This is a genomic window from Paenibacillus sp. FSL L8-0638, assembly GCF_038593075.1.
Classification (GTDB): Bacteria; Bacillota; Bacilli; order Paenibacillales; family Paenibacillaceae; genus Paenibacillus; species Paenibacillus polymyxa_D.
Window position 1 is genome coordinate 3,401,964 of record NZ_CP151960.1, and the last position, 25,466, is coordinate 3,427,429.

The 25,466-nt window shown below is 46.5% G+C and carries 29 protein-coding genes; 2 read left to right on the plus strand and 27 right to left on the minus strand.

Going from position 1 to position 25,466, the window contains the following annotated elements; all coding sequences use genetic code 11:
• Positions 1-100: 100 nt before the first annotated feature.
• A complete protein-coding gene (locus MKY35_RS14950; protein WP_342444133.1) occupies positions 101-970 on the plus strand; it encodes a YitT family protein in 870 nt (289 codons plus the stop codon).
• Positions 971-1,046: 76 nt separating this feature from the next.
• Here the strand turns inward: MKY35_RS14950 and MKY35_RS14955 are convergent, their stop codons facing one another.
• The 9 genes from MKY35_RS14955 to MKY35_RS14995 all read right to left on the minus strand — a co-directional run bounded on the left by MKY35_RS14955 (position 1,047) and on the right by MKY35_RS14995 (position 6,810).
• The gene (locus MKY35_RS14955; RefSeq protein ID WP_342444134.1) at positions 1,047-1,892 is read right to left on the minus strand and encodes a sporulation protein YpjB; all 846 of its coding nucleotides are present in this window, start codon (positions 1,890-1,892) and stop codon (positions 1,047-1,049) included.
• Positions 1,893-1,910: 18 nt separating this feature from the next.
• On the minus strand, positions 1,911-2,054 hold the full coding sequence (locus MKY35_RS14960) for a hypothetical protein (protein ID WP_342444135.1): 144 nt from the start codon (positions 2,052-2,054) through the stop codon (positions 1,911-1,913).
• Positions 2,055-2,063: 9 nt separating this feature from the next.
• Positions 2,064-2,708, minus strand: coding sequence for a DUF1405 domain-containing protein (locus MKY35_RS14965; RefSeq protein WP_342444136.1), 645 nt, complete (start codon positions 2,706-2,708; stop codon positions 2,064-2,066).
• A gap of 172 nt (positions 2,709-2,880) precedes the next feature.
• Entirely contained in the window at positions 2,881-3,060 is a 180-nt protein-coding gene (locus MKY35_RS14970; RefSeq protein WP_013371655.1) for an IDEAL domain-containing protein, read from the minus strand.
• A gap of 22 nt (positions 3,061-3,082) precedes the next feature.
• Positions 3,083-3,589, minus strand: coding sequence for a gamma carbonic anhydrase family protein (locus MKY35_RS14975; RefSeq protein ID WP_039271101.1), 507 nt, complete (start codon positions 3,587-3,589; stop codon positions 3,083-3,085).
• Positions 3,590-3,641: 52 nt separating this feature from the next.
• The gene (locus MKY35_RS14980; protein ID WP_069012435.1) at positions 3,642-4,751 is read right to left on the minus strand and encodes a hypothetical protein; all 1,110 of its coding nucleotides are present in this window, start codon (positions 4,749-4,751) and stop codon (positions 3,642-3,644) included.
• A gap of 166 nt (positions 4,752-4,917) precedes the next feature.
• The gene (locus MKY35_RS14985; RefSeq protein WP_342444137.1) at positions 4,918-5,520 is read right to left on the minus strand and encodes a histidine phosphatase family protein; all 603 of its coding nucleotides are present in this window, start codon (positions 5,518-5,520) and stop codon (positions 4,918-4,920) included.
• Positions 5,521-5,590: 70 nt separating this feature from the next.
• Complete coding sequence (locus MKY35_RS14990) at positions 5,591-6,217, minus strand: hypothetical protein (RefSeq protein ID WP_029517350.1); 627 nt, start codon at positions 6,215-6,217, stop codon at positions 5,591-5,593.
• The gene (locus MKY35_RS14995) at positions 6,214-6,810 is read right to left on the minus strand and encodes an RNA polymerase sigma factor (protein WP_013310707.1); all 597 of its coding nucleotides are present in this window, start codon (positions 6,808-6,810) and stop codon (positions 6,214-6,216) included. Before MKY35_RS14995 ends, MKY35_RS14990 begins: the two co-directional genes overlap by 4 nt.
• 678 nt (positions 6,811-7,488) lie before the next feature.
• Between MKY35_RS14995 and MKY35_RS15000 the strand changes: the two genes are divergently transcribed.
• Positions 7,489-8,103 (plus strand): class I SAM-dependent methyltransferase, encoded by a 615-nt coding sequence (locus tag MKY35_RS15000; protein WP_342444138.1) that lies wholly within the window; start codon positions 7,489-7,491, stop codon positions 8,101-8,103.
• A gap of 196 nt (positions 8,104-8,299) precedes the next feature.
• On the opposite strand, the gene MKY35_RS15005 is transcribed toward MKY35_RS15000, so the two are convergent.
• The 18 genes from MKY35_RS15005 to MKY35_RS15090 all read right to left on the minus strand — a co-directional run bounded on the left by MKY35_RS15005 (position 8,300) and on the right by MKY35_RS15090 (position 25,461).
• The gene (locus MKY35_RS15005; RefSeq protein ID WP_039271091.1) at positions 8,300-9,388 is read right to left on the minus strand and encodes a prephenate dehydrogenase; all 1,089 of its coding nucleotides are present in this window, start codon (positions 9,386-9,388) and stop codon (positions 8,300-8,302) included.
• 26 nt (positions 9,389-9,414) lie between these two features.
• Positions 9,415-10,518, minus strand: coding sequence for a histidinol-phosphate transaminase (gene hisC / locus MKY35_RS15010; protein ID WP_069012432.1), 1,104 nt, complete (start codon positions 10,516-10,518; stop codon positions 9,415-9,417).
• Between the two features lie 57 nt (positions 10,519-10,575).
• The gene (gene trpA, locus MKY35_RS15015) at positions 10,576-11,382 is read right to left on the minus strand and encodes a tryptophan synthase subunit alpha (protein WP_342444139.1); all 807 of its coding nucleotides are present in this window, start codon (positions 11,380-11,382) and stop codon (positions 10,576-10,578) included.
• Positions 11,379-12,575, minus strand: coding sequence for a tryptophan synthase subunit beta (trpB, locus tag MKY35_RS15020; protein WP_013310713.1), 1,197 nt, complete (start codon positions 12,573-12,575; stop codon positions 11,379-11,381). Before trpB ends, trpA begins: the two co-directional genes overlap by 4 nt.
• Entirely contained in the window at positions 12,572-13,243 is a 672-nt protein-coding gene (locus tag MKY35_RS15025; RefSeq protein WP_165146976.1) for a phosphoribosylanthranilate isomerase, read from the minus strand. The genes trpB and MKY35_RS15025 overlap by 4 nt, the downstream gene beginning before the upstream one ends.
• Positions 13,240-14,034, minus strand: coding sequence for an indole-3-glycerol phosphate synthase TrpC (gene trpC / locus MKY35_RS15030; RefSeq protein WP_342444140.1), 795 nt, complete (start codon positions 14,032-14,034; stop codon positions 13,240-13,242). The genes MKY35_RS15025 and trpC overlap by 4 nt, the downstream gene beginning before the upstream one ends.
• A complete protein-coding gene (gene trpD, locus MKY35_RS15035) occupies positions 14,024-15,070 on the minus strand; it encodes an anthranilate phosphoribosyltransferase (protein ID WP_069012428.1) in 1,047 nt (348 codons plus the stop codon). Before trpD ends, trpC begins: the two co-directional genes overlap by 11 nt.
• 34 nt (positions 15,071-15,104) lie before the next feature.
• Positions 15,105-16,655 carry an anthranilate synthase component I gene (gene trpE / locus MKY35_RS15040; RefSeq protein ID WP_342444141.1) on the minus strand — a complete coding sequence of 517 codons (1,551 nt, stop codon included), beginning with the start codon at positions 16,653-16,655 and terminating at the stop codon, positions 15,105-15,107.
• Positions 16,656-17,157: 502 nt separating this feature from the next.
• Positions 17,158-17,532: a chorismate mutase gene (aroH, locus tag MKY35_RS15045; RefSeq protein WP_029517339.1), complete on the minus strand. Its 375-nt coding sequence runs from the start codon at positions 17,530-17,532 to the stop codon at positions 17,158-17,160.
• Between the two features lie 2 nt (positions 17,533-17,534).
• Positions 17,535-18,629, minus strand: coding sequence for a 3-dehydroquinate synthase (aroB, locus tag MKY35_RS15050; protein WP_039271072.1), 1,095 nt, complete (start codon positions 18,627-18,629; stop codon positions 17,535-17,537).
• A gap of 1 nt (position 18,630) precedes the next feature.
• Positions 18,631-19,800 (minus strand): chorismate synthase, encoded by a 1,170-nt coding sequence (aroC, locus tag MKY35_RS15055; RefSeq protein WP_013310720.1) that lies wholly within the window; start codon positions 19,798-19,800, stop codon positions 18,631-18,633.
• Between the two features lie 229 nt (positions 19,801-20,029).
• Positions 20,030-20,830 carry a protein-glutamate O-methyltransferase CheR gene (locus MKY35_RS15060; protein ID WP_039271068.1) on the minus strand — a complete coding sequence of 267 codons (801 nt, stop codon included), beginning with the start codon at positions 20,828-20,830 and terminating at the stop codon, positions 20,030-20,032.
• 30 nt (positions 20,831-20,860) lie between these two features.
• Complete coding sequence (gene ndk / locus MKY35_RS15065; protein ID WP_039271067.1) at positions 20,861-21,304, minus strand: nucleoside-diphosphate kinase; 444 nt, start codon at positions 21,302-21,304, stop codon at positions 20,861-20,863.
• 110 nt (positions 21,305-21,414) lie between these two features.
• Entirely contained in the window at positions 21,415-22,389 is a 975-nt protein-coding gene (locus MKY35_RS15070) for a polyprenyl synthetase family protein (protein WP_307346146.1), read from the minus strand.
• The gene (locus MKY35_RS15075; protein WP_342444142.1) at positions 22,386-23,252 is read right to left on the minus strand and encodes a menaquinone biosynthesis protein; all 867 of its coding nucleotides are present in this window, start codon (positions 23,250-23,252) and stop codon (positions 22,386-22,388) included. The genes MKY35_RS15070 and MKY35_RS15075 overlap by 4 nt, the downstream gene beginning before the upstream one ends.
• A complete protein-coding gene (locus tag MKY35_RS15080) occupies positions 23,209-23,868 on the minus strand; it encodes a flavin prenyltransferase UbiX (RefSeq protein ID WP_039271063.1) in 660 nt (219 codons plus the stop codon). The genes MKY35_RS15075 and MKY35_RS15080 overlap by 44 nt, the downstream gene beginning before the upstream one ends.
• A gap of 5 nt (positions 23,869-23,873) precedes the next feature.
• Positions 23,874-24,740 (minus strand): UbiA-like polyprenyltransferase, encoded by an 867-nt coding sequence (locus tag MKY35_RS15085; RefSeq protein WP_029517333.1) that lies wholly within the window; start codon positions 24,738-24,740, stop codon positions 23,874-23,876.
• Positions 24,733-25,461, minus strand: a complete 729-nt coding sequence (locus tag MKY35_RS15090) for a demethylmenaquinone methyltransferase (protein ID WP_039271329.1) — start codon at positions 25,459-25,461, stop codon at positions 24,733-24,735. The genes MKY35_RS15085 and MKY35_RS15090 overlap by 8 nt, the downstream gene beginning before the upstream one ends.
• Positions 25,462-25,466 lie beyond the last annotated feature (5 nt).

A 25,466-nucleotide genomic window follows, 5' to 3' on the forward strand; every position in this document is an offset into this window, starting at 1 on the left:
TTTAAAGCTACCGTAAAAAGGTATACTACATATAAGGAGCTGCGATTAGCAAAATCAGCATGAAGTCGTTCTTCCTTAAACTGCTACTGCGAGGGATTATATGAAGATATCCAAGTCCATGGAACAGCTTAAAATGATTTTACCCATTGTGCTCGGGACCGCCATCTATGCATTCGGTCTGCTTTATTTTATTATACCCAGTAAACTGATGGAAGGTGGTATTACTGGGATCACCCTGCTGCTCAATTATGCTTTTTCGATTTCACCCTCTCTCTCCACATTGCTTCTGAACATTCCTTTATTTTTAATTGGATGGAAAATGCTTGGGGGCAAGCAAATTCTATATACAGGGGTAGGTATTGGGTCGCTCACTTTTTTTCTGTGGTTGTATGAAAAAATGATTCATCTCGGATGGATGGGAACATTTCAAACTGAACACGATTTTATACTTTCTTCATTATATGCGGGGGTTACGCTTGGGGCCGGATTAGGTATTGTGTTCCGCTTTGGCGGCACCACGGGCGGCTCGGATATAATCGCTCGTATTCTAAACCGGAAGTTTGGCTGGAGTATGGGAAGGATTATGCTGGTAATTGATATCGTCATTATCGGTGCTTCACTACTTTACATACCAAAAGGAAAAATTCTATATACATTAGTAGCCGTGTTCATCGCGTCCAAGATTATTGATTTTATACAAGAAGGCGCCTATTCCGCCAGAGCCTTTATGATTATCAGCGACCACACGATGGACATTGCAGATATTATTATTAGAGACATGGATCGCGGAGTTACTATTATTCCGGCTGTAGGTGCATTTTCCAAGCAGGCCAAGCATGTTGCCTATTGTGTCGTGCCTCGTCAGGAAATACGACGTTTGCACCAAATTGTTAAATCGGTTGATCCACGGGCGTTTATTATCATACAGGATGTGCATGATGTACATGGAGAGGGGTTCAAAGAGGAATAGCCCGGAAATCCGGGCGATGGGCTAACATATATGGATGGCTCAGCAGCCAACGACGCGAATGTTCGAATTTGCATCGTTATCCAGAGAAACCAGCTCGATATTTACGATAACCTGCATAGACCAGCGCCAGCAGAACAATCATGCCGATTGCCAATTCTGCCCGGCGCTCACTTTCACGCGGGATAAATGGCGCCAGGGCTGTGGCGTCTTTTTCACGTCCAAACAAGGCATTAAACGTCGGATTTCCCTGATCCAACGCCCCTCTAATCGCTGAGGCATCTGCATTTTGCTGATCCCCCAATCCTATGACATAGGAAATCCATGAATCAGCTCGGACAACTTCACTTGTTCTGCCATGAATCAATGCTGCTGTACGGATCGTCTCATAGTGGTCCTCCAGCACTGCGGCTCCAGCTTTGAAACCCTTCATGTTGCCTTTAGCAAACTGGCTGTTCAAGCCACTAACATCTTCTTTTAAAATCTTATAATACTGCTGCCATAAGGGCTGGCGCGGATGTGCAAGCGCATCTGTCGCAAGTCGTAAATTGGCCGCAGCCTTCACCCATTCATCCGGTGATGCTTGGACGGACTGTGTAGCTTGCTGCACCTCAAGGATACTGCCGGACAAAGCATGAATGGCCTCTACAGATAACGCTGCCTGCACCTGTCCAGTACCAAACCATCGACTCACCTCGGCTACATCCGCGCGCGCTTTTTCAATGTTCCCGTCCATCACATCCCGGTACAGTATCGCAGCTGCATGATCCAGTTCCTCAATTTCTTTTGTATTTCCTATGGGTTTTGATTGATCACGCGCTTCTGCCACACTTGGAGGGACGCAGACGGACAGCAGCAGGACCATAGATAATACAACACTCGAAACAATACGTATCGTAATTTGAAACGTCTGACCCCTAATCATGGGACATCCCTCCTCACCTTACTGTATGGCAAGGTTACCGGGACTAGAACTTTCTTCAAAATCAAAACCAAAACTTTGTGTAGCTAAGTGATTAAAGCTCTTTCTTATTTTATGATCATCATGGATTCCTTTTTTAAATTTATATTTTTTGATTTTTAACAATGTTCATCTCTATTTCTTCACTTCTACTCCCATTCGATTGCGCGCAAACATGGCAAGCCATGCCGCTACGATACTGACAAGGGTTAGCATATAGGTAAACGCACGCACTTGCGGTACATTATCCGTTAGCGTCTTTGGAAGATACGGATATATACCAAATGTATAATCCATCGTATCATTTAACAATGTCCAGAGTGCGGCTAGGCATAAAGCAGTCCATTTGCAGGTGAAAAAACGCACGAACAGTAACGCTTCGACCGCCATTGCCGTGTGAGATGCCACCAGCATCCAATCCTGCCATATCATATGCCCCCCCTGCGCAACTCCCCAAAAAATAATAGCTGAAGCCCATATGCCATATTTTACACTCGTGACAACAGCCAACGCCTCCATGATCTGTCGAATGACCTTCAAGCTCTTGAGACGCGGAGAATAGAGCAAAAATGCTATAGAGATCGTAAAAAACAGACTCGCCGTCGGACTATCAGGCACAAATACAATCTGCCACATCGGATGATAATTTAGAGTATATTCCAACTGCCCCCCATACCATATGTACCCATACACTGTTCCTACCAGATTACACCAGAACAGCAGCCATAAAAAAGGCCGGCTCGTCAAGAACGACCGGCTCCACAAATAAGATAACGACACGCCCTTCATCCTCCGTTCATACGACGGTTGCCTTGTACAGGCCCATCCTACAAAAACTATATCATATCCAAGCGTACCAAAAAAACCTGACCTCCGCTACAGTCAGGTTTGATGATTATAATCTCGAACTAAAAATTGGTCTGAAATCCAACTTAGGGTTCCTAAGATTATTCTAACTCATTGCTTTCAGCTCATCCGTAAGATGACGAAAAGCTACTTCATCTCCGGAGGCTAGCGCCTCATCAATATCCTTGTAGAGTTTTTCACTCCGGTGTTTACGTAATGCCTCGTCCAAAACCATTTCAGCAGACAGGCCCAACATTACTTCATAAGTAACCTTCATTTTATCCATAGGATGCACCTCCAACATGAGTTTAAGAGATCCTATATTCTTTTCCTTTCGCCACATAGCTGAGTGCCGTTCGTGACATCCGCTGCAAATCTGCATCTGTCAATTCGCGCACCACTTTGGCAGGTGTACCGAGAGAAAGAGTATAGGGTGGTATTTTGGTATTTTCCGTAACGACCGACCCTGCTCCTATTAAAGCATATTCACCAAGCTCCGCTCCGTTGAGTACAATGGCCCCCATACCGATTAAAGTGCCTTTGCCTACCGTACAACCGTGGATTATTGCAGCATGACCTATCGAAATGTCATCCGCCAGCAACAGGGGCTGATCCGTGTTCACATGTCCCACGACACCGTCCTGAATATTGCAGCGTTCACCGATGATAATAGGCGCCATATCTCCGCGCAGTACGGCATTAAACCATACAGAGGAATCTTGGCCGATCGTTACTTTTCCGACAATTTTTGCTCCTTCTGCCACATAGACAGATGAATGGAGCTGTGGCATGTTTCCGGTATAGTGAATCAGCATCAACTTCACCCTCTCTTTTTGGGTGAAATTCTAGCAACATGTGTGTTGCTTGTCAATGGAGCCGTATACCCGAGTCGTTCCGCCCAATGCGGCACTCTCCCGCCAACTTCAGCCCCCAGGCCGTCATCTGTACAGAGGGTCCCGTCGGATGTTCACCCTGACGAAGCATACCCAAGTGAAGCATCATTCGTATAATTCTCTGATCAAAGACCGAACGGGGCGTATCATAGTAAAACGGTCGAATCAGTGGGCCGATATGTACAAAAAGCGACTCTGAGGACGTCCACGGTCTGGCACATTCTCCAATCCAGTAGACTAGAGAAAGCAAATTAGGAACGGCTCCTTTATACAGTCTTAACCAAAACCTGAATAGCTGTATCATTTCTTCCTCAATTGTATGCTCCTGATGCGCTTCCCCCTTTGCCGTCAGCACAACCTGGTCCCCTTTCTCCTCGATGTACTTGGAGTGTCGGGCATAATCATACAGTAGGGCCATTCGGTCTGGATAAAACTTAAAAGAGGAACCATACCCGAAACGCCATCCTCCCTTACCCAAAAGCGGCTCCGCAATGTGCAAATGCTCCATCAGCTGCTGCTGATTGCGACGGTACCAAGCCCCCTCGGGATTTAGCGGAACCTCATGCTGCCCCATGTATTGAAGGAAAAGCCGTAAATCCTCTGCCAGTAGATGCCCTTCATCCCGGTACGATGACGGTTCGCTTACCCGTGTCATTCCGCTTTGGAAGTCATGTACCATAACACGTCGAAAGCGCTCCTTCATATCCAACGGAATTTGGAACAAATACCTCGTGTTGTGCGTCGAACCGTTGAACAACCAGCCACTAGAACGCAGACGGGTCACAATATCTCTTGGCCGCTCACCAGGATTTTCGTCCTCCTCAACAGACTGTTTGGCTATTGCAATCAATTCCTCCATGCTGAAATACGGTCGGTCATCGAACAGCAGTGCGTTCAAAAACCTTACCTCTGACAACCTCAGCTCCTTGACCTGCGCCTCAAAAAAACTACTGCTGCCGAGCTTCGTCAAAATCCCCTGGATCAACTCATGCTTGGAATTAGGTTTACAGTCACAATCGTAATACACCGCGATTCTGTTCAAATGCACAATATCCGCAAATGTCAGCATATCCGCCAGATTCATTGTTCCATCGCCTCGTCACTGGACTGTCATCCGGAATTGATTCTTACCTGTTGTACCCACAGCTTTGACGGATTGTTCAAACTCTAAACCTCTTTTTTTGCAAAGGTATAATTAAAAAACAAAAAAGACCACGACTTCTACGATGAGTAGAAGCCGTGGTCTTTTACTAACTTTTTGAGTTACAGTCACTTTTCTCTTGCAAATGCTTCGTGCAATTATATAAAAGTGGTGTCCAATCCATATCCTCACGCTGAAGTATACTAAGTGACAAATTGCCGATTCGTTCCGTGAATTTTTCCTGATACAGAGCCTTATACAAATTAGCCAAAAAACCGCCGTGGGAAACGACCAGCAGATTCTTGTCCCGATTTTCCGTCCAAATAGCCTCCATAAAAGCTAGCCCGCGAAGCTGAAGATCCGCATCGCTTTCCTGCCCTAGATCCAGCAGATGCCAGTCGACTCCCCACTTCTCTTCACGCTCGGCCTGTGTCATGCCCTCGACCTGACCATAAGCACGTTCTCTTAGTCGATCATCAGATTCTAGCAACGGAAGATGCAGAGCAGAAGCAATAATCTCCCCGGTCTCTTTCGCTCTGGAGAGACTACTTGTAATAAGCCCGTCCCAATGATAAGACTCTTTCTTTAATCGTTCTGCAAGCAAGCGTGCCTGCTGGCGTCCTTCCTCATTTAACGGAATATCACTGTGGCCCTGGATTTTCCCTACCGCATTCCAATCCGTCAATCCATGTCTGATCAAGCCAATAAGCATCGTGTCTTTTCCTCCGCTGTTTTGTTATTCAGGCATTGTTATGAATTCATATTGGAGTCCAGCTGTCCTGCTAACTTCTGACCCTTCTCGTCCGATGGATCCAGCCCAGAGAAAATAAAGCAAGCGCAAGTGCCAATACAGACAACAGCATCCAGTATTGCGGATAAGTAGGAACAATGCTAGCAACCAGCGGGTCCATAATGCCACTATTCACATCTTTAATGTGGTATTGATATTGTGGAGATGTACTTGTAGTTTCCAACAGGCCTGTCGGTAAAATACCCGTATCCATGACAGGAGCTGCTTGAGGGGGATTTTCCTTAGAGGAGCTTCCATTCCAGTTCAAAAACAAAAAGCTGCATAAAAATACGGCCAAGAAGCCAGCGATCCATACAGACATATACTTACGGGCTGCTGGGTTCACACGCGCACGTCGATGCTCACCCGGAACAAGCCACGGTGATTCTTCATAAATTCGATCCATGACTCTGCGATTCATGGCCTCTAGCTTATCATCTGTTATTTCAAAGGAAATATCACGAATAGCGGATCGATTTTCTTTTGACAAATCCCACTCTTTTTCTTCCGAACCATGTTCCCACCCAGCAGACGAGCTTTTGGCCCGTCTGCGCTCCGAGTCTTGTTTCGATACATTTTTGCCTGTAGCGAACAAATCCTCAGTGTCCCTGGATTTCATTGGCTGCTCATCCCTTCGTTTTCCTCATAGAGAGGCTCAAAAAAATAAGGCTCCAACTGCGTCTTCACACTGGTTCTTGCCCGGAAAAGCAACGACTTCACCGCACTGACGGTCTGTCCTAAAATAGTCGCAATCTCCTGATAATCTAATTGCTCATATTCACGCAAAATCAGCGCAGATCGCTGCTTCTCAGGCAATCTATTGATCGCTTCACGAACCATCTCTACCTTCTCACCGCGAAGGACAGCCTGCTCCGGAATTACATCCGATGGAGCTACCGGTACATAACCGCTCTCCTCCAATGGAACCTGACCGCTACGGTGCTTGCGAAGCTCACTTAGCACCGTATTGCGTGCAATTGTATATAACCAAGTGGAGAACGATGCGTCTACCTCGCGAAAAGAGTGCAGGCTCCGATACGCTTTATAAAACGTCTCCGAGCATAAGTCCTCAGCAATCATTTCCAGGTTCGAACTTTTCAGCATATGATAAACAAAAGCTAAAATTTTACGTTGGTGACGCCTCATTAATTCTGAATAAACCTCAACATTACCTTGTTTGATTTCCTGAATCATCTGGGAATCTGTCATCATCCGAGTGAGACCCTCCTCGCCCATACATGTGCTGTTTTCCCGTTCGATTCTGTCTATATATACCGAACAGGTCAAAAAAAGTTGCGCCCTCTGCGCAAATGGATGAAACAGCATCATGGAACATTTGTTATTTTCTTACCCTATGTAGTGCCAACATTAACGGTGCTATCCCCAACAATATTCAACGTCCAAAATGGACTTACCCATTGTACCACAAAATGACCGCCAGTAAAAAAGTCCAAAATCCCCACGATTTCCATCAATGCCTCCCTAACGCTGGCAACTAATTCATTTATACAGCTTTTCAATGGATTTTAAATTTTTTCAAGATTAATTGATACCCATTGAAAGCGTTCCATTTCAATACACCAATAAGGATAATTACACAAAAAAGAAAACGCTTTAAAAAAATATTGACAAAATGAAAACGTATACATATAATAAAAGTACAGTATGGTTTCTCTCCACTCCTATCCTACTCAGCTACTTCACTAAAAGTAGCTACCACCCGGGGCTTTACCCGGGTGGCTTTTTTTATTTTCCAATACTCCTCTTTACCTTACTCACCTACCCCATATGTGGGTTAATAAAATACATCAATATTTTACCAATTATTTGGTTGTCCTATTAAAACACATTATTATATAATTAATTTTTTTAATAGATAGGGGGCAGGAAATGAATAATAAGTGGAACAAGGCTGTATATAAGATTTGGTCTCCAATTTATGATAACTTTTTCAATTCAGGTAGCTTCCTCAATTCTAGAAAGATCATATTTCAAGAAAAGTCATTTAATAGCGAGCAAAAAATACTTTTTGTAGGTGTAGGAACTGGAGCAGATTTAGAATTAATAAATCACTACGGGCTGGATATTACTGCCATAGATTATTCACCTGAAATGCTTAACAAAGCAAAAGGTAAATTTGCCAACACCTCCATAAAATTCTTGGAAATGGATGCTCAACAAATGAATTTTATGGATGAGCAATTTGATATAGTAGTAGGAAGTTTAATTCTCTCAGTAGTACCTAACGCAAATAAATGCTTCGATGAGATGGTGCGGGTTTTGAAAAAAGACGGGGAAATTATTATTTTCGATAAGTTTTCTCCTAAAGGAAAAAAGTCCTCATTATTCAAAAAAACGATAAGGCCCGTTATTAAGGTGTTAGGAACCGATATAGGGTTGAATTTTGAAGAACTGTTTGAAACCCAAAAAACAAAACTGCGGATCAAAGAGGATGCACCTATAATGTTCAACGGTATGTATAGAAAGATAGTAATTACAAAATAACGCGTAGCTCCACTATCTCTTCAAGTAACAAAAAAGCGAGCGAAGAGAACCTTCACCCGCTTTAGATCTTTTCTTACTACTTCACTCCCAGAAAGTGTGGTGCTTTTAAGGCGGTCCATAGCGTAGAGGTTCATTTGAATCTGGAGAAGCGGAGCGTAGTCCTTCCTTTAACGAACACTCATACTTTCTTCACCCTTTATACCACCACTTTATAGCCCATCGAATCCAGCAGTGTCTTGGCACGCTCCCAATCCTGCTCTTGACGGAAGGAAAGCCGCATGATGCCTGGGACATCCTCCCGGCTTTCAATGATTTGCATATTGCTCAGATTAATGCTGTGATTCCCCAGTTCCATAGCAATTCGCCCGATAATCCCTGGGGTATCCGGTACATCAATATACAGATCAAACGTGGAGACGATGACTCCTTTACGACGCTCTGGCAGTTCACTGCGGAAGTGCCCAGCTGTTAAAAACTCGTCAGCGATTCCCTCACCGTCTTGTATTCTCAGTAAATGGGTAAAACGCTCAATCTGTCCGTTCCATTCTTCCAACAGACCTAGTAAAACTTCACGATTGCTCAGTAAGATGTCCCGCCACACAACCGGATCACTAGAGGCTATCCGTGTAATATCACGGAACCCACCGGCAGCCAATGTACGGTACAACGGATTTTCATCATTGTGCTTTCGCACCTGATTCACCAGCGCTGCTGCAATAATGTGCGGAAGATGGCTAATCGCACCGACAATGTCATCGTGCATAGCTGGTTCGACACGCACAACATGAGCATTAGTATATTTTAATAAACGTTCCAGCGAGCAGTATGCTTCCTCAGGCACACCCTCTGCCGGGGCAAGCACATAATATGCATTTTCAAACAGCAACGCGGAAGCAGCCTTTACACCGGAACGCTCCGAACCGGCCATCGGATGACCACCGATAAAGTAAGCATTGCGCAAAGAAATTTCTGATGCTTTTTTGGCAATTGCCGATTTCGTGCTGCCTACATCAGTGATAATACAACCCGCTTTAAGCGGTAGCCTGCTTAACAGTTCGAGATAATACTCCAATAAGCCCACAGGTACGCATAAAAAAATAAAATCGGCATCCTCTGCCGCTTCTTCAACCGAAAGAGTCGCGGTGTCCACGACACCACGGCTTAACATCGGTTCCATCAGTTCAGGGAGATGGGCATGGCCGACAACCGAAATATCCGGCTTCCCTTTAAAACAAAGTGCGAGGGACCCACCTATCAGTCCCACGCCGAAAATGGCAATCTTCATCAATTATCAAATCCCATCTGCGGAAATTATAGGCGTACTTTCGCCGCTTCCGCCCCCAGGACCTGTTCCAGCGCACGAATAAACAACTCATTTTGCGGTTGTGATCCAACGGACACTCTAATATATGTCGGATATTTGTGATGACCTGCGCGAATAATCACACCTTTACGAAGCAACTCCTGGAATACCTCACCGGATGGACGACGTACATCCAGCATAATAAAATTACCATGTGCTGGGAAAGACTCCAATCCCAGACGCTTCAGCTCATTTTGCAAATAAGCTCTGCCCTCTGCATTACGATCCCGGCATTCTTGAACAAATTCCTGATCTTCCAAAGCAGCAATAGCCGCAGCCTGTGCTACCCGTGAAGTATTAAACGGTTCACGAACCTGATTTATCAAGCGAATAATTGACTCAGCTCCCATACCATAACCAATGCGTAGCGAAGCAAGGCCATAGATTTTGGAGAAGGTGCGAAGTACAACCAGATTTTCATACACTGGCAACAAACGAATGCCGTCGGGATAAGAACGATCCGTCACAAACTCGGCGTAAGCTTCATCCAGCACAACCATGATATGCTTTGGTACTTGGTTCAAAAACGCAATCAGCTCCGCTTCGGGTACAATCGTGCCCGTCGGGTTATTTGGATTACATATCCAAATAATTTTTGTACGGTCATTGATGTGGGACAGCATAGCATCCAAATCATGTACACCATCACGCAAAGGCACCTCAACTGCAACCGCTCCCTCAATTTCCACGTTACTTTTATACACGGAAAATGTCTGATCGGCCATGATGCTTTCTTCTCCAGGAAGGAGGAAAGCACGCGTAATCAACGCAATAATTTCGTCAGAGCCACAGCCATAGATAAACTGTTCCTCTTTTAAACCCGTCCGTTTAGCTAGTGCCTGTGTCAAAGCTACCGCACTTCCATCAGGATACACACTAATGTTAGCAAACTCCTGCTGAATAGCCTGCAATACTTTAGGAGAGCTACCATACGGATTCTCATTCGAGGCGAGCTTGATGACTTCATCGAGTCCCAGCTCACGTTTTACGTCTTCAATCGGTTTACCGGGCTGATATACTGGCAAATGTACAATATGCGGTTTAGGTTGCATGCCCCTACCTCCTCTACCCAATCAGAACATATTTGTTACTATCAATTTTGACACCCATTACTGCTTTAATTGTGCCACAAAATTATGAATTTGCAAAAGACCTTCTTGCCTACGCGCAGAATCATCCAGCAATGGAATGGCCTCCTCCACCTGCCGTACAATAGCACTGCCGACTACAACTCCATCACAAATGTTTGAAAACCGGGCTACCTGTTCTTGAGTAGAGATCCCGAAGCCCACCGCTACCGGAATATCCGTATGCCGTTTGACCTGCGCGATAAAGCCCTCTATACCTTCAAAAAAGGAAGCTCTTTCCCCAGTTACACCCAGCGAAGATACACAGTATACAAATCCACGGGCCTGACGGACAATTCGTTCGATCCGCTGTTCAGAAGTTGGAGCCACCAGAGGAATCAGATGCACACCCACCTCTGCTGCCCGTCCTCCCAGCTCCTCCGCTTCCTCAAGCGGAAGGTCCGGAATAATCAGACCGCTGATACCGTGCTCCTGCAAGCCTACAAAAAAAGCATCCATCCCCATCTGTAATACAGGGTTATAATACGTGAACAGAATAAAAGGCAGGTTTGAACCTGCCGCTCTAGCCAGAGAAGCTGTTTCCATGCACGTGCGGATAGAAATTTGCCGTTTCAGTGCTCGCTCAGATGCGCGCTGAATTACAGGTCCATCAGCCAGCGGATCGGAATAGGGTACACCCAGTTCCAATATGTCAGCTCCGGCCGACTCTAACTGGCGAATGATCTCTATCGTCGTATCCACATCCGGGTCGCCTACCGTCAGAAAAGGAATTAATGCCGTTTTGCCTTCATTTTTAAGGCGATCAAACGCCTGATCAATTAAATTCATGACGGATTTCCTCCCAAATACTTGATAATGGAGTCCACATCTTTATCCCCGCGCCCAGACAAACAAATAACGATAATATCATCGGCCGTCAACGTAGGTGCCAGCTTGACGACCTGTGCAACTGCATGTGCCGACTCTAATGCAGGAAGTATTCCTTCGGTACGACAGAGGAGCTGAAGCGCATCCAGCGCTTCCTGATCGGTAATCGGAACATATTTGGCCCGCTCAATATCTTTCAGGTATGAATGCTCGGGTCCAACACCTGGATAATCCAGTCCAGCTGAGATGGAATGCGCAGGCTGCACTTGTCCATACTCATCCTGAAGCAGATAACTCATAGAGCCTTGGAAGACCCCTTGTGTTCCCTTGGTCATCGTAGCTGCATGGAATTCTGTTTCGACACCTTTTCCAGCGGCCTCCACGCCAATCAAAGCGACACCCTGATCCTCAATAAAAGGATAAAACATGCCGATAGCATTGCTTCCGCCACCGATCGCTGCCACGATGACATCCGGAAGTCTGCCTTCCTTCTCTAGGATCTGGCGACGTGTTTCATCACCAATCACGCGTTGGAAGTCCCGCACCATCATTGGATACGGATGCGGGCCGACAGCTGAACCCAAAATATAAAACGTATCATGGACATGGCTGACCCAGTAACGCAAAGCTTCATTCCCAGCATCCTTAAGTGTACGTGTACCCGATGTCACCGGAATGACCTCTGCACCCAAAAGCTGCATCCGAAAGACGTTCAACTGCTGGCGCACAGTATCCTCTTCGCCCATAAACACCTTGCATTCCAATCCGAGCAACGCAGCCACAGTTGCTGTCGCGACACCATGCTGTCCTGCGCCTGTTTCAGCAATAACCTTCTGTTTACCCATACGCTTCGCCAGCAATCCCTGAGCTAATGCATTATTGATTTTGTGAGCACCGGTATGATTTAAATCTTCGCGCTTCAGGTAAATTTTAGCCCCGCCCAAATGCTGGCTCAGACGCTCCGCATGATAAAGCGGCGTTTCCCGACCAGAATAGTCCTTTAGGAGCCCGTTCAACTCTGCTTTAAACTCGGGATCATCCGCGTACTTACGGTAGGATTCCTCCAATTCAATCAGTGCGTTCATCAACGTTTCCGGTACAAAACGTCCTCCAAATGTTCCAAAACGTCCGTTGTTATCAGGTAATTGTGTCATGCCTGCTTCACCCTTTCTACGAATGCTGTGATTTTTGCAATGTCCTTGACTCCGTTCGTCTCTACACCGCTGGATACATCCAGCCCTTCGGGATGATACTCATGAACCAGCTTTTCCGCATTATCAGCAGTCAGCCCGCCGGCTACAAACAAAGGAATTCCATGTTGATGGGTCCAAGCCTGATAGGCAGGAATTCGATCCCACGCAAACGTTTTTCCAGAACCGCCACCATACAGGGGATCGTATGTATCGAGCAGTAAAGCATCAATTGTTCCGACATAGGCATCCAATTCGTCCGCCGAGCGTTCTCTCTGTCCTTGACTGTCCACAGACCATGCCTTGAATACCTGTATACCAAAATACTCCCTGATTTCCCGACAGCGCTCTGGACTCTCCTGTCCATGCAGCTGTATGACATCCAAGGGTGCTTTCTCCATCACATCATTTAACAGTGCATCACCTGGGTTCACAAATACGCCCACGCTGCGCGGTCTGCTGCCTGAGGTCCATTCATCCAATACGCGAAGCAGCTCTCCAGCCTGTACGCCGTCAATCCGGCGCTTGCTGTCGGCAAACACAAAACCTATATAATCGACCGGTAAGTTTACCATAGATTTTAGCACTTCAACGCTTTGAAGTCCACAAATTTTTACGCCCGTTTTGTTCATACTTTAATCCCGTCCATCAATTCGGTTACAGCCTGTCCCACATCTTCCTTGCGCATCAGATGCTCCCCTACCAGGATGCCGTGTGCACCCACCGAATGCAGATACTTTACGTCTTCCGGTCCAGCAATTCCGCTCTCACTGATGAACGTAATCCCTTTAGGAATTAGTGAGATCAGCTCCTCCGTCGTCTGGAGACAAGTCTCGAATGTTCGCAGATTTCGGTTATTTACGCCAATCAAGGTTGCTGTCCCCAGCTCCAGTACCGCTTTAAGCTCCTCACTGTCATGCACCTCTACCAATGCGTCCAGCCCAAGGTTCTTGGCGATTTGTAAAAAGGACCCTAATACACGCGGTTCCAGTATAGCGGCAATCAACAGCACCGCATCCGCTCCCAGCAAACGAGCTTCATATATTTGCCGTTCATCAATGATAAAATCCTTTCGCAACAGCGGAATCTTCACCTGATCGCGAATCTGCTGTAAATATTCAGGACTTCCCTGAAAATACGTCACATCTGTCAGTACAGAAATGCAATCCGCTCCTGCTCCCTCATATGCACGTGCAATGTCCACCGGATGGAAATCCGGTCGAATCAGTCCTTTGGATGGGGAAGCCTTCTTCACCTCAGCAATCAGTCCGAGCGGACGGTTGCGTCCGCTCGCGATCGCATTTTCGAATCCTCTCGTCGCAGGTAAATCAGCAATTAATCGTTCAGCTTTACTTATTTGAAAATGCTCCTTAAGCTGCTCCACTTCTTGTCGCTTCGTCACCACAATTTTATCAAGATACATATTGATATTCCCCCGTTGCCTGTATTAATTGGTCCAGCTTGGAAAGTGCCCGTCCAGAGTCAATGGCTTCGGCCGCTCGTGCTACTCCGTCCGTCAAGGTAGCTGCTGTGCCTGATACATAAATGCACGCTCCTGCATTCGCTAACACAACATCCCGATAAGCTCCATGCTCTCCGTTTAAAATTCGTCGTATGATATCTGCGTTAACCTGTGCGTCACCGCCCAGTACCTGATCAAGAGAATGCGTCTGCAAGCCCAAATCCGACGGATGAAGCTCGAACGTGTGAACCTTGCCGTCCCTTAGCTCGGATACTCGTGTCGCAGCTGAAATGCTAATTTCATCTAGTCCATCCAGACTACTGACAACCATGGCCCGTTTGGAGCCGAGCTGGTTCAATACCTCGGCAATGACTTCCGTTTTGCTGGCGTCATAAATGCCCAACAACTGCCGATCCGCACCAGCCGGATTCGTCAATGGACCCAGCATATTGAATACCGTCCGCACACCCAGTTCGCGGCGCGGCGCGGCGGCATGCTTCATAGACGGATGATACAGCTGTGCGAATAAAAAGCAGATGCCGATTCGGTCCAGACATGACCTAGCCTGATCACTCGTCAAATGAATATTGACTCCCAATGCCTCCAGGACATCAGCGCTCCCGGCACGGCCACTTGCAGAACGATTGCCATGCTTTGCTACCCGTACAGACATCGAAGCTGCGATGATCGCAGATACCGTGGAAATATTAAACTTGTGAATACCCGAACCTCCGGTTCCACATGTGTCCAGCAGACGACCGCTGCCTTCTTCAGCTTGCACTGGACTAGCGTAGCTACGCATAGCCTCGGCAAAACCAGTGATTTCATCTACCGTTTCCCCTTTGAGGCGAAGAGCCGTCAGCAGCCCGCCAATTTGCGCCTGTGTAGCACTTCCACTCATAATCTGTTCCATTACGCTCCGGGCCTCCGTACGCGAAAGATGCTGTCCCTCCATGATCCGGCTTAACCCCACTTGCATCATGTCATGTCGTTCCATTGTCGTCTCCTCCTCAAAATCAGATTTTTGCGTGTTACGGAGTGTACAAATAATCCTGGTTGATGACGCTGTTATAGGGCTGTGTCGTTGCCGGGAACATCACTTCTGCCGTGCGGATTGCCTTCAGCAATGCCTTTGCTTTGTTCACCGTCTCCTGATACTCGCTTTCCGGAACTGAGTCCCACACAATTCCAGCGCCTGCCTGGACATAAGCCCGGTTCTTTTTAAACACAATCGTGCGAATCGTAATGCAAGCGTCCATATTGCCCGAGAAGCCCAAATATCCAATTGCCCCTGCATAGGGTCCACGTGCTTCCCGCTCCAACTCAGCAATAATCTCCATGGCCCGCAGCTTTGGTGCCCCTGATACGGTGCCAGCTGGCAGACAAGACAGGAAAGCATCGAAGAAATCTTTGTCCTCACGTAGCTCACCTGACACATTGGATACAATGTGCATGACATGAGAATAGCGTTCAATTTCCATAAACGTATCACATTTGACTGTCCCAAACTGTGATACACGGCCCAAATCATTTCTTCCCAAATCGACCAGCATCAGATGTTCTGCACGCTCTTTTTCATCGTTTAACAGTTCTTCAGCAAGTGCCGCATCTTCTGTCTCCGTTACCCCACGCGGTCTCGTTCCTGCAATAGGACGGGTTTCTACCCGGCCGTTTTCCACCTTGACGAGTGCCTCAGGCGAAGTGCCTACGATGATCTCGTCATCCATTTTCAAATAATACATATATGGCGACGGGTTCATCGTGCGCAGCACGCGGTATACCTGTAAAGGAGAGGCCTCTGTATCAATGTGAAAACGCTGGGATAGTACAACCTGAAAAATATCACCGGAGCGGATATACTCCTTCGCCTGCTCTACGTTTGTAATAAATTGTTCCTTCGTCATATTGGATTGGATCTCACCTAGTTCCACATCATCAGGAATGGAAGCCGATCCTAATCGCTCAGGCTGAGGCTGCTTGCGCAGATACTGTGCCGTTTCCTCCAACTTGCGTTCTACATCAGCATAAGCAGCACGAATGTCCTCATCACGGAACCCTTCGCCTATATGGACATTGCCGACCAGCAAAATTTGCTGTTTCACATGATCAAAGACAATGACTTGATCGCAGAACATAAAACGAATATCATCCATATTCAAATCATCTACCGAGTGCTCTGGCAGCTTTTCATAGTATTGAAGTAGGTCATATCCAAAAAATCCGATAGCCCCGCCTGTAAATGGAGGCATTTCTTTCAGTTTCGGACTACGGTATTTACGAAGCAATGTTTTGAGCGCTTCAATCGGCTTGTCGTTTAATATTTGCCGTTTACCGTGTTGTTCCAATATCAAACGTCCTTTTTTACCCGAGACCATTAGAAACGGGTCTGTACCGATGAACGAATGTCGCGCCCACTGCTCGCCTCCCTCTACACTCTCTAGCAGAAAGGCACGGTCCCGCTCGGCATACCGACGGAAAATCCGAATCGGCGTCTCCATATCAGCCAGCACTTTTTTGTACACAGGAATCAGGTTAAATTCACTCGCCATCGTTATCACTTGCTCCACATGCGGCGTTAACATGAGATCACTTCCTTTCCAAATTGGCGCAGAACCAAAGGAGAGAATATAAGAAAAACGTCTATCGACGTACCTTCACGGAAGCCAGACCGCGTGTAGCGGAAGTTTTTCTTGCGATTATAGAATTGTTCAGCTCCGCTGAAAATTTTATAAATTCTATAATCGTAAAAAAGCCTCTACCGGTAAGGTAGAGGCTGTCAGTTATTGAAATTATAAGAATGCTCCATATGTAAAATGACTACAGCAAATTGATAAGTATACACTCATCCCTTTGGTTTAACCGCGCAGGTTGCCTCAAATAAGCTTCTCTGTAGAAGAATATCTCTTCATAGACAAAAGCTTACCCGCTACCGCCGATCTCTGTAATCTCATATGGAATTGGCTAAGGCTGCACTCTTCTCATCTCAACTCTGTCTCTGGCTAACTCTACTCTACTTAACTCTGCTACACACACTATATCTCATGGGATGTTACTTTGGCAACCATCAACTTAAAAAACAGGCACTTATTTCCCTTGGGAAGCTAGATCCGGTCTTAAGGCCTGCGCTCCGTTCAAATATACATGTTTAATTTCCCGCTGGGATTTATCAGTGTTCACCTGTACCATCAGACGGATGCACTTGGGCAAACTACCTGCCACAGGAACTTCTAATGCACACATGAGCGGAACCATATCCCAGCCATCAAGCTGACGAATGGCCTTGGCTGGAAAGGCAGTATCCAGATCATGAGTCACCGTAATCCATACGTTACTAATATCCTCTGGCTGAATTTCATTGTAGGATACAATTTCCTCCAGTAGTTGGCTTGTTGCTTCCAAAATTTCATTTTCTTCATTATTCGCTACGGTCGTCGCGCCACGAATTCCACGATTGTACATCGTTACACCCCCTCTTTTAACTGTTCAATAACTCTTCGGATGTAAGAGACGGAAATATCCTTCACAACCTCCACGTGCCCGATGCTACGTGGGACGACAAAAGTAATGCTGCCTTCTTTGAACTTTTTGTCATGCATCATCGCGTCCAGTAGCCGATCTGTATCGAGATGTGACGGAAGGGAGGTCGGTAGCCGTAGTGAAGACAACATATCCTTCGTTGCATCTACCAAAGAAGGATCTGCCCCCAGCTTCACGCCCAAAAGTGCGGAGCCGACCATTCCAATCGAAATGGCTTCCCCGTGTAAAAACTCACCATATCCCGCAATAGCTTCAATCGCATGACCAATCGTATGACCTAGGTTTAAAATAGCGCGCAAATCATTTTCTCGTTCATCGCGTGACACCACTTCGGCTTTAATGGAACATCCCTTTTCCAGACCGTACTCCAGAGCTGTCGCATCCAGTGCAAGCAAATCAGTCGCATGGTCACGGCACCACTGGGCGAAATCAGCATCCCAGATCAAGCCGTGCTTGATCATTTCAGCAAGCCCCGCAGATACCTCACGAGGAGGCAGTGTAGACAACGTATCTACGTCATACAACACAAGTTCCGGTTGATGGAAAGCTCCTATCATATTTTTCGCCAAAGGATGGTTGATGCCGACCTTACCGCCCACGCTACTGTCATGGGCCAGAATCGTAGTGGGGATCTGTACAAACTTGACACCTCTCATATAAGAAGCTGCCACAAATCCAGCCAAATCACCCACGACACCACCCCCAAGTGCAATAACGGCTGAATTGCGATCCAAGCCGCCCTCAATGGCTGCTGTTATGACCTGCTCAAATACAGCAAGCGACTTGGAGGTTTCACCTGGCTTAACGACAAAGGACACTGTCTTGTAGCCAGATGCCTGAAGATTGCTCTCCAATGTTGCCAAGTAGAATCCCGCTACATTTTCGTCAGAAACAATCAACAACGGGCTTTTTTGCGCAATTCCTCGTTCCTTCAACAACTCTCCGGCTCGATATAACAGTCCTCGTCCAATATGAATAGGATAAGAACGTTCGCCAAGCTGTACCGTCAGCGTACTCATTTTAGTACCGCCCCAATTGTTCTTCGTAGGATGCAATATTCGCACGAATCTCTTCAATCGAATCCCCGCCGAATTTTTCTAGCAAAGCTTTTGCAATCTCCCAAGCTACCACATGCTCCATAACTACGCTAGCCGCAGGTACTGCACATGCATCCGAACGCTCAACCTGTGCAGTAAACGCCTCCTTCGTATCAATGTCGACGCTTTGCAGAGGCTTGTAGAGTGTGGGGATCGGCTTCATTACGCCACGAACCACAACTGGCATTCCATTCGTCATGCCCCCCTCAAAACCACCCAAACGATTGGTACGACGGTGATATCCACGTTCCTCATCATATAGAATCTCGTCATGCACCTGTGAACCGCGCAACTCTCCTGCTTCAAAACCGATGCCGATTTCCACGCCTTTAAATGCATTAATCGACATGACGCCTTGTGCGATACGTGCATCCAGCTTCCGATCATACTGTACATGACTGCCCAGACCAATCGGAACACCTTCTACAATACATTCCACTACCCCACCGACTGAATCACCTTCTTGCTTGATCAGATCAATATATGCTTCCATTTTCTTTTCGGTTTCTGGATCGGTTACTCTCACCGAGGAAGCTTCTGTCACCGCAATCAGCTCATCAATCGGCAAATCGCGGTAAGGAGCTTCGATTTCCCCAATACGAATGACCTGACCTGCCACCTTGATTCCGAACTCAGCCAGCAATTGACGAGCCAAACCGCCGCATGCCACACGAATTGCTGTTTCACGTGCGCTGGAGCGCTCCAGCACGTTACGAAGATCCTTCAGGTTGTATTTCATTCCGCCATTCAAATCCGCATGACCCGGACGTGGCCGGTGAACCCGACGCTTTTCTTCATCACTGCCTTCAATAGGTTCAATATTCATAATGTTCTGCCAGTGCTTCCAATCGTTATTTTCCACAACCAGCGCAATCGGTGCACCCGTGGTGTATCCGTGACGTACGCCTCCAGCAATCTTCGCCGTATCTTTTTCAATCTGCATACGCCGACCCCGTCCATATCCTTTCTGACGACGGTGCAGCTGAAAATTCAATTCCTCAAAATCCAATTTTAAATTGCTCGGCATACCCTCTACAATGGCAGTTAGCTGGGGACCATGCGTTTCCCCCGCGGTTAAATAACGTAAACTCATGACGCGTTCCCCCTTTAAACTGTTAAACTGTGCATCGCTAAAATCTTTAACTGTGCTTCATTATAGTATACGCACCTTTCTTTGACAAGAAAAGCCACGTGTATGCAGATAAACAAAAACACGCCTCTTAGCCAAAGGGGCTAAAGGACGTGCTTTGCTAATAAGCCAACCATCAATTACTCAAAGATATAAATAAGTCCCTATAAAACTTTGGATGATGTTTGCAGGCTTATGCTTTTTTGCGATAAAAAAAGGTTTCCGTCGATTCCAGACCATATTGGTTAGGAGAAAAGATTTGCTCTGTGCTACCGACAAACAATACTCCGCCGGGACGAAGACTGGCTGCAAACTTTTGATACAACGTATGTTTGGCCTCTTCTGTAAAATAAATCATTACATTTCGACAGATAATGAGATCATAGCCATCCTCAAACCGATCCAACAGCAAGTTTTGCTTTTGAAATTTCACGGCTTGTTTCAAACGGTCATCAATTCGATACATCGCACCATCCGGCTTGAAATATTTGCTAGCTACCTGCTCAGGTACATCCTTGAGCGAACGCTCCAAATATTTACCTTCCTTGGCTTTTGCCAATGCACCATCATCAATGTCGGAAGCCGTAATGGAGCAATTCCCCAAAATCCCTTTACCGTCGAGAACCATAGCCAAGCTATAAGGCTCTTCACCAGTCGAGCAGGCCGCACTCCACAGCTTAAGCTTCTGCTTTCCCATAAGCAGCTGTGGCAAGATTGTATCTCGCAGCACTTCCCACCGATTGGGATTACGCCAAAATTCCGAAACATTGATCGTCATCCGATCCAGAAATTCATAGAATAGAGGTTTTTCCTTCATCATGGCATCATAAAAAGAAACAAAACTGGGAAACCCGTTTTTGTTGCGAAGCGTAGTTAACCGCCTTTTCATCTGTGCTTCTTTGTATTGTGCAAGATCAATACCTGTGCTGTCCTTGATTTTGCGGATAAACGCTGTGTAATCGGGGTCCGTCTGACCCAGTTCCATATCCGTCATGCTACCATCCTTCTTCATACGTAATTAAACTTACATCCAGGTCGCCACACTTTTTTCATACCGAACGGATTCTTCCGGCATGAAAAAATTTGCAATCTCGCGCTCTGCGCTCTCCGGTGAATCTGAACCATGAATGAGGTTAAACGGTGTATGTGCTGCAAAGTCTCCACGAATTGTGCCCGGAAGAGCTTCGGTTACTTGTGTTTTACCAATCAACAAGCGGGAAAGCGTAACGATGTTATCCCCTTCCCATACCATAGCAAACACAGGGCCTGATGTGATAAAACCTACAAGCTCTTCAAAAAAAGGCTTGCCCACATGCTCCGCATAATGCCGTTCTGCCTGTTCTCTTGATACTTGTACAAGCTTGCCAGCCGCCATTTTAAAGCCTTTGTCTTCCAGACGACTAATGATACGTCCAATCAATCCACGTTGTACACCATCCGGTTTAACCATCAAAAAAGTACGATCCATCGGCTCACTCCCAATCCAATCTAATGTATTTATACAGTACTAAACTGTATTGTAACAGAAAGCTTGGAACTGGTTAAAGCATTTTGTCACAGCAAACCCAAAACACAACTTTAGTAGGAGCGGCGTGTTACAAAATGAGCAATATCGCGTAGCGTCTTTTTTGTTTTGACATCTGGTAGTAAGTCCAGCGCGTTTAGCGCTTTATTAATATATCGGTCGGCGAGAATTTCAGCTTTAGCGATTCCTTCACTTTTTTTGATTATATCCACCGCTTTGCGTGCGTCTCCTTGCCCATCCCCATCCTGAATGCGGCGGATTTCAGCCAGTAGATCTGCACGCAACTCAGGCTGTTCGAGCGCATAAATCACCGGAAGCGTAATATTCCCCTGTCTCATGTCGCTGCCCGGCGGCTTTCCGATCTTTTTTTCTGTTCCGCATAGATCGAGCAGATCATCCTGAATTTGAAAAGCCATACCTACGTTATAGCCGTAGCTGTAGAGCAGGGAATTGACACTTTCCCGTGCCCCTGCAGCCATAGCTCCCAGCTGGCAACTAACCGCAATTAATAAAGCCGTTTTGCGCCGTATGCGAAGCAAATAATTACGCACACTCTGATCCACATTAAAAAAATCACGAATTTGTTCCATTTCACCAATGGACATCTGCACCAGCGCTTTAGACAGTACCCGGTGAATGTCGGGATTCGGCAATCCAGCAGCAATAGACAGCGCACGTGCATATATGTAGTCTCCGGTGTACATAGCCACCCGATTGTCCCATTTGGACTTCACGGTGGGTTGACCGCGTCTCATTTCCGCATCGTCAATCACATCGTCGTGAACGAGAGAGGCAGAATGAATCAGTTCCAGAGGTACCGCTATACGCTTGAGCTTGTCCAGATCATATTCTCCAAACTTGCCTCCCAGCAATACAAATACGGGACGCAAACGCTTGCCCCCTGCTTTAAGCAGATGAAGCGACGTATCATTAATCAACGGCTCCGTACTATCGATACTGCGGTACAACTCTTCTTCTATAAAGTTCATATCCTTCTTTAATAAACCGAACAAATCCAATCGTTTCATTCTTTCACCCGTGTCAGCGTATTGTCACTCCAGAGAAGCGGCTTTACTCGTCGGTCAAGCAGCCCCAGTTCATGCGCATACTGAAAATAAAGCTCTAAACCTTGTTGTTGCTTCTCTCCAAAATCATAACACAGATTAGTAAAGTAGCGCTCCCAATAATCTCGCAGACCTCCAATTTCCTCGCATGCTTCAGAAATAACAGACGTCAAGTCCGACAGACTACGCTGCTTGCTTGCGCGGAACGCACTCGCAGTTTCAGCCACCGCTGCGGGATTTTGAGCAGCAACAGCACGTCGTACTGCCCATACAGCAAAAGTCATACTGTAGCCCGTCCAGCGCTTCCACTCTTCTCCGAGGTCCGTAACATACAGACCTTCGTTTCGCCAAGATGCCTTAATCGCGTGATCTCCAATCAGTAGCCCTGCATCTGCCTGTTCCAGCATCAAGTCAAGATCCGGTTCACAGTCAAAATAGGAAGGCTGACCTTCCCATGCCTTTTGCATCAAAATTTTCAACAAATTCACGGATGTAGCAGACGTATTCGTTAAAGCAATGGTTCCGTTTTTGATTTCGTCAAGCGGCTTGCGTGAAAATAGTAAAATGGATTGCACAGGACCATCTGCACTGACGGATAAATCCGGCAACAGTAGCATTTTCTCAGCACCGGATGCATACGCAAAGGAGGACATCGCACTGATATCCAAACTCCCATTCAACATACCTTGATTCAATTCAGCCGGAACTTTAGAAACCATCTCCGCCGAATGGAGAAGCTCAGAAGGATTAAAATAATGAAAAATAGGCCAAGCGTTTGTATATTTAATTTTTCCGATTGTGATTGTCTTGGTGTCCGGTGTCGGCATCGGAATCCCCCCATCTCGTAAACAGTTGATGTTCTATACGCAAGCTGTCCAATACTTTGCCTACGAGGAACAGCACAATATCATCCAGCGTCTTCGGATGAAAGTAAAAAGCCGGCATAGCCGGAATCATTTTGACGCCAAGTCTCGCAAGCTTAAGCATGTTTTCCAAATGAATGGCATGTAGAGGCGTCTCACGAGGTACAAGGATCAGCGGACGACCTTCCTTCATCATCACGTCCGCTGCCCTCGCCATGAGATTATCGGACGAACCGTGTGCTACTGCTGACAACGTCCCCATCGAGCATGGCATGATAATCATCGCATCCACCAAATAAGAGCCGCTCGCAATCGAAGCTCCAATATCTGTGAACGGATGGTATACAAGAGAACCGGGACGGCCTCCGAATTGTTCATTCAAAGCCCCTTCCCGGTCAGTCACATTCCAGCCCAACTCCTCTTTCAACACCCGCCAGCCAGCATTAGACACGATCAGGTGAACTGTGTATTGCAAGTCCAGCAGAGTCTCTACCAGTCGCACACCATAAATGCTTCCGCTCGCGCCTGTAATGCCAATAATGATTCGTTTGCCTTGATGTTCGCTCACCTGATTATTCATTAGTTTTAACGCACCACCAAATCAATCAGTGTAAAGGCAAATACGACAGTGCTAAGTACACCGTTCATAGTAAAGAATGCTGTCTGCAAACGACTCAAATCTTTTGGAGATACGATATAGTGCTCATAAAATAAAATAATGTACGAAATAATCATGCCCGCCAGATACCACCAGCTTAAATCTGCAATAAAGAACAGTACAATAAATCCGATCGCCGTAATGACGTGAAATGCCCGAGCGATGTTTAATGCACCTGCTACACCAAAACGGGCAGGAATAGAATAAACTCCTTCGTTTTGGTCAAAATCTATATCCTGACAAGCATAAATAACATCAAATCCAGCCGTCCAAAATGCGATCGTGAGATACAGAACGATAGCGGTCAAATCTATTTGTCCCGTTACCGCAACCCACGCGCCTAGTGGCGCCAAACCAATGGTCAGACCAAGTACAATATGGCAAAGCCAAGTGAAACGCTTGGTGTAAGAGTAAAAAACGAGCATAAAAAAGGCCAGCGGGAACAGCTTGAACGCCAGCGGACTTAACTTGAATGATGCCCAGAATAACAACACCAGACTGACGATAATGAAAATTACCACTTCGCTTGATTTGAGCAACCCTGCCGGGATAGCGCGTCCTGCTGTGCGCGGATTTTTCCCGTCAATCACCCGGTCGATCATACGATTGAAGCCAAAAGCAGCGCTGCGTGCGCCAACCATAGCTAGCAGGATCCAGCCGATCTGCGGCCACGAGGGAAGGTTGCCTGTCACGACAACTGACCCCAATACAGCCCCCATGAATGCAAATGGGAGCGCAAATAACGTATGTTCAATTTTAATCATTTCCAAAAAAATAGCAATTTTCTTAAACATGCTGACTCTCCTTGATTCCAATGTGCAATGCCGCAATGCCTCCGGTGAGAGAATGAGCCTGAACATCCTTCAATCCGACTTCACGGAAGATGCCAGCCAACTCATCCCTTCCTGGAAAAAGCGCCAACGAATCAGGGAGCCATTTATACTGCTCATAACGTTTGGCGAACAATTTGCCGAGCATGGGCAAGATGTGTTGAAAATATGTGTAGTAAATTCCCTTGAACGGCTGCCAAGTAGGTTTGGACAATTCTAGACATACGACCTGCCCGCCAGGTTTGACGACTCGTTGCATCTCCTGTAACACGTGGCGCAGATCAGGTACGTTGCGCAGACCGAAACCAATCGTTGCATAATCAAATGAATTATCTTCAAAAGGCAGTTCCATCGCGTTGCCCTGAACAAGCTTAATTTGCTTTTCACGGGATTCTGATATAATTTTACGCTCGCCAACATTGAGCATGTTCTGACTAAAATCGAGTCCTACGATGTGACCACTTTCACTTGCTCGCGCCATCGCAAGCGTCCAGTCACATGTACCACAGCAAAGATCAATTGCCGTATCGCCGCGACGCATGTTCATTTTTTTCATCGTAAATTTCCGCCAAGCCTTATGTCTGCGAAAGCTCAGTATATCGTTCATCAAATCGTATTTACCTGCTATGCTTTCAAACACGCCATGAACGAATTGCTCTTTCGGCTTGGTGTCGCTTGATCCCATCACGT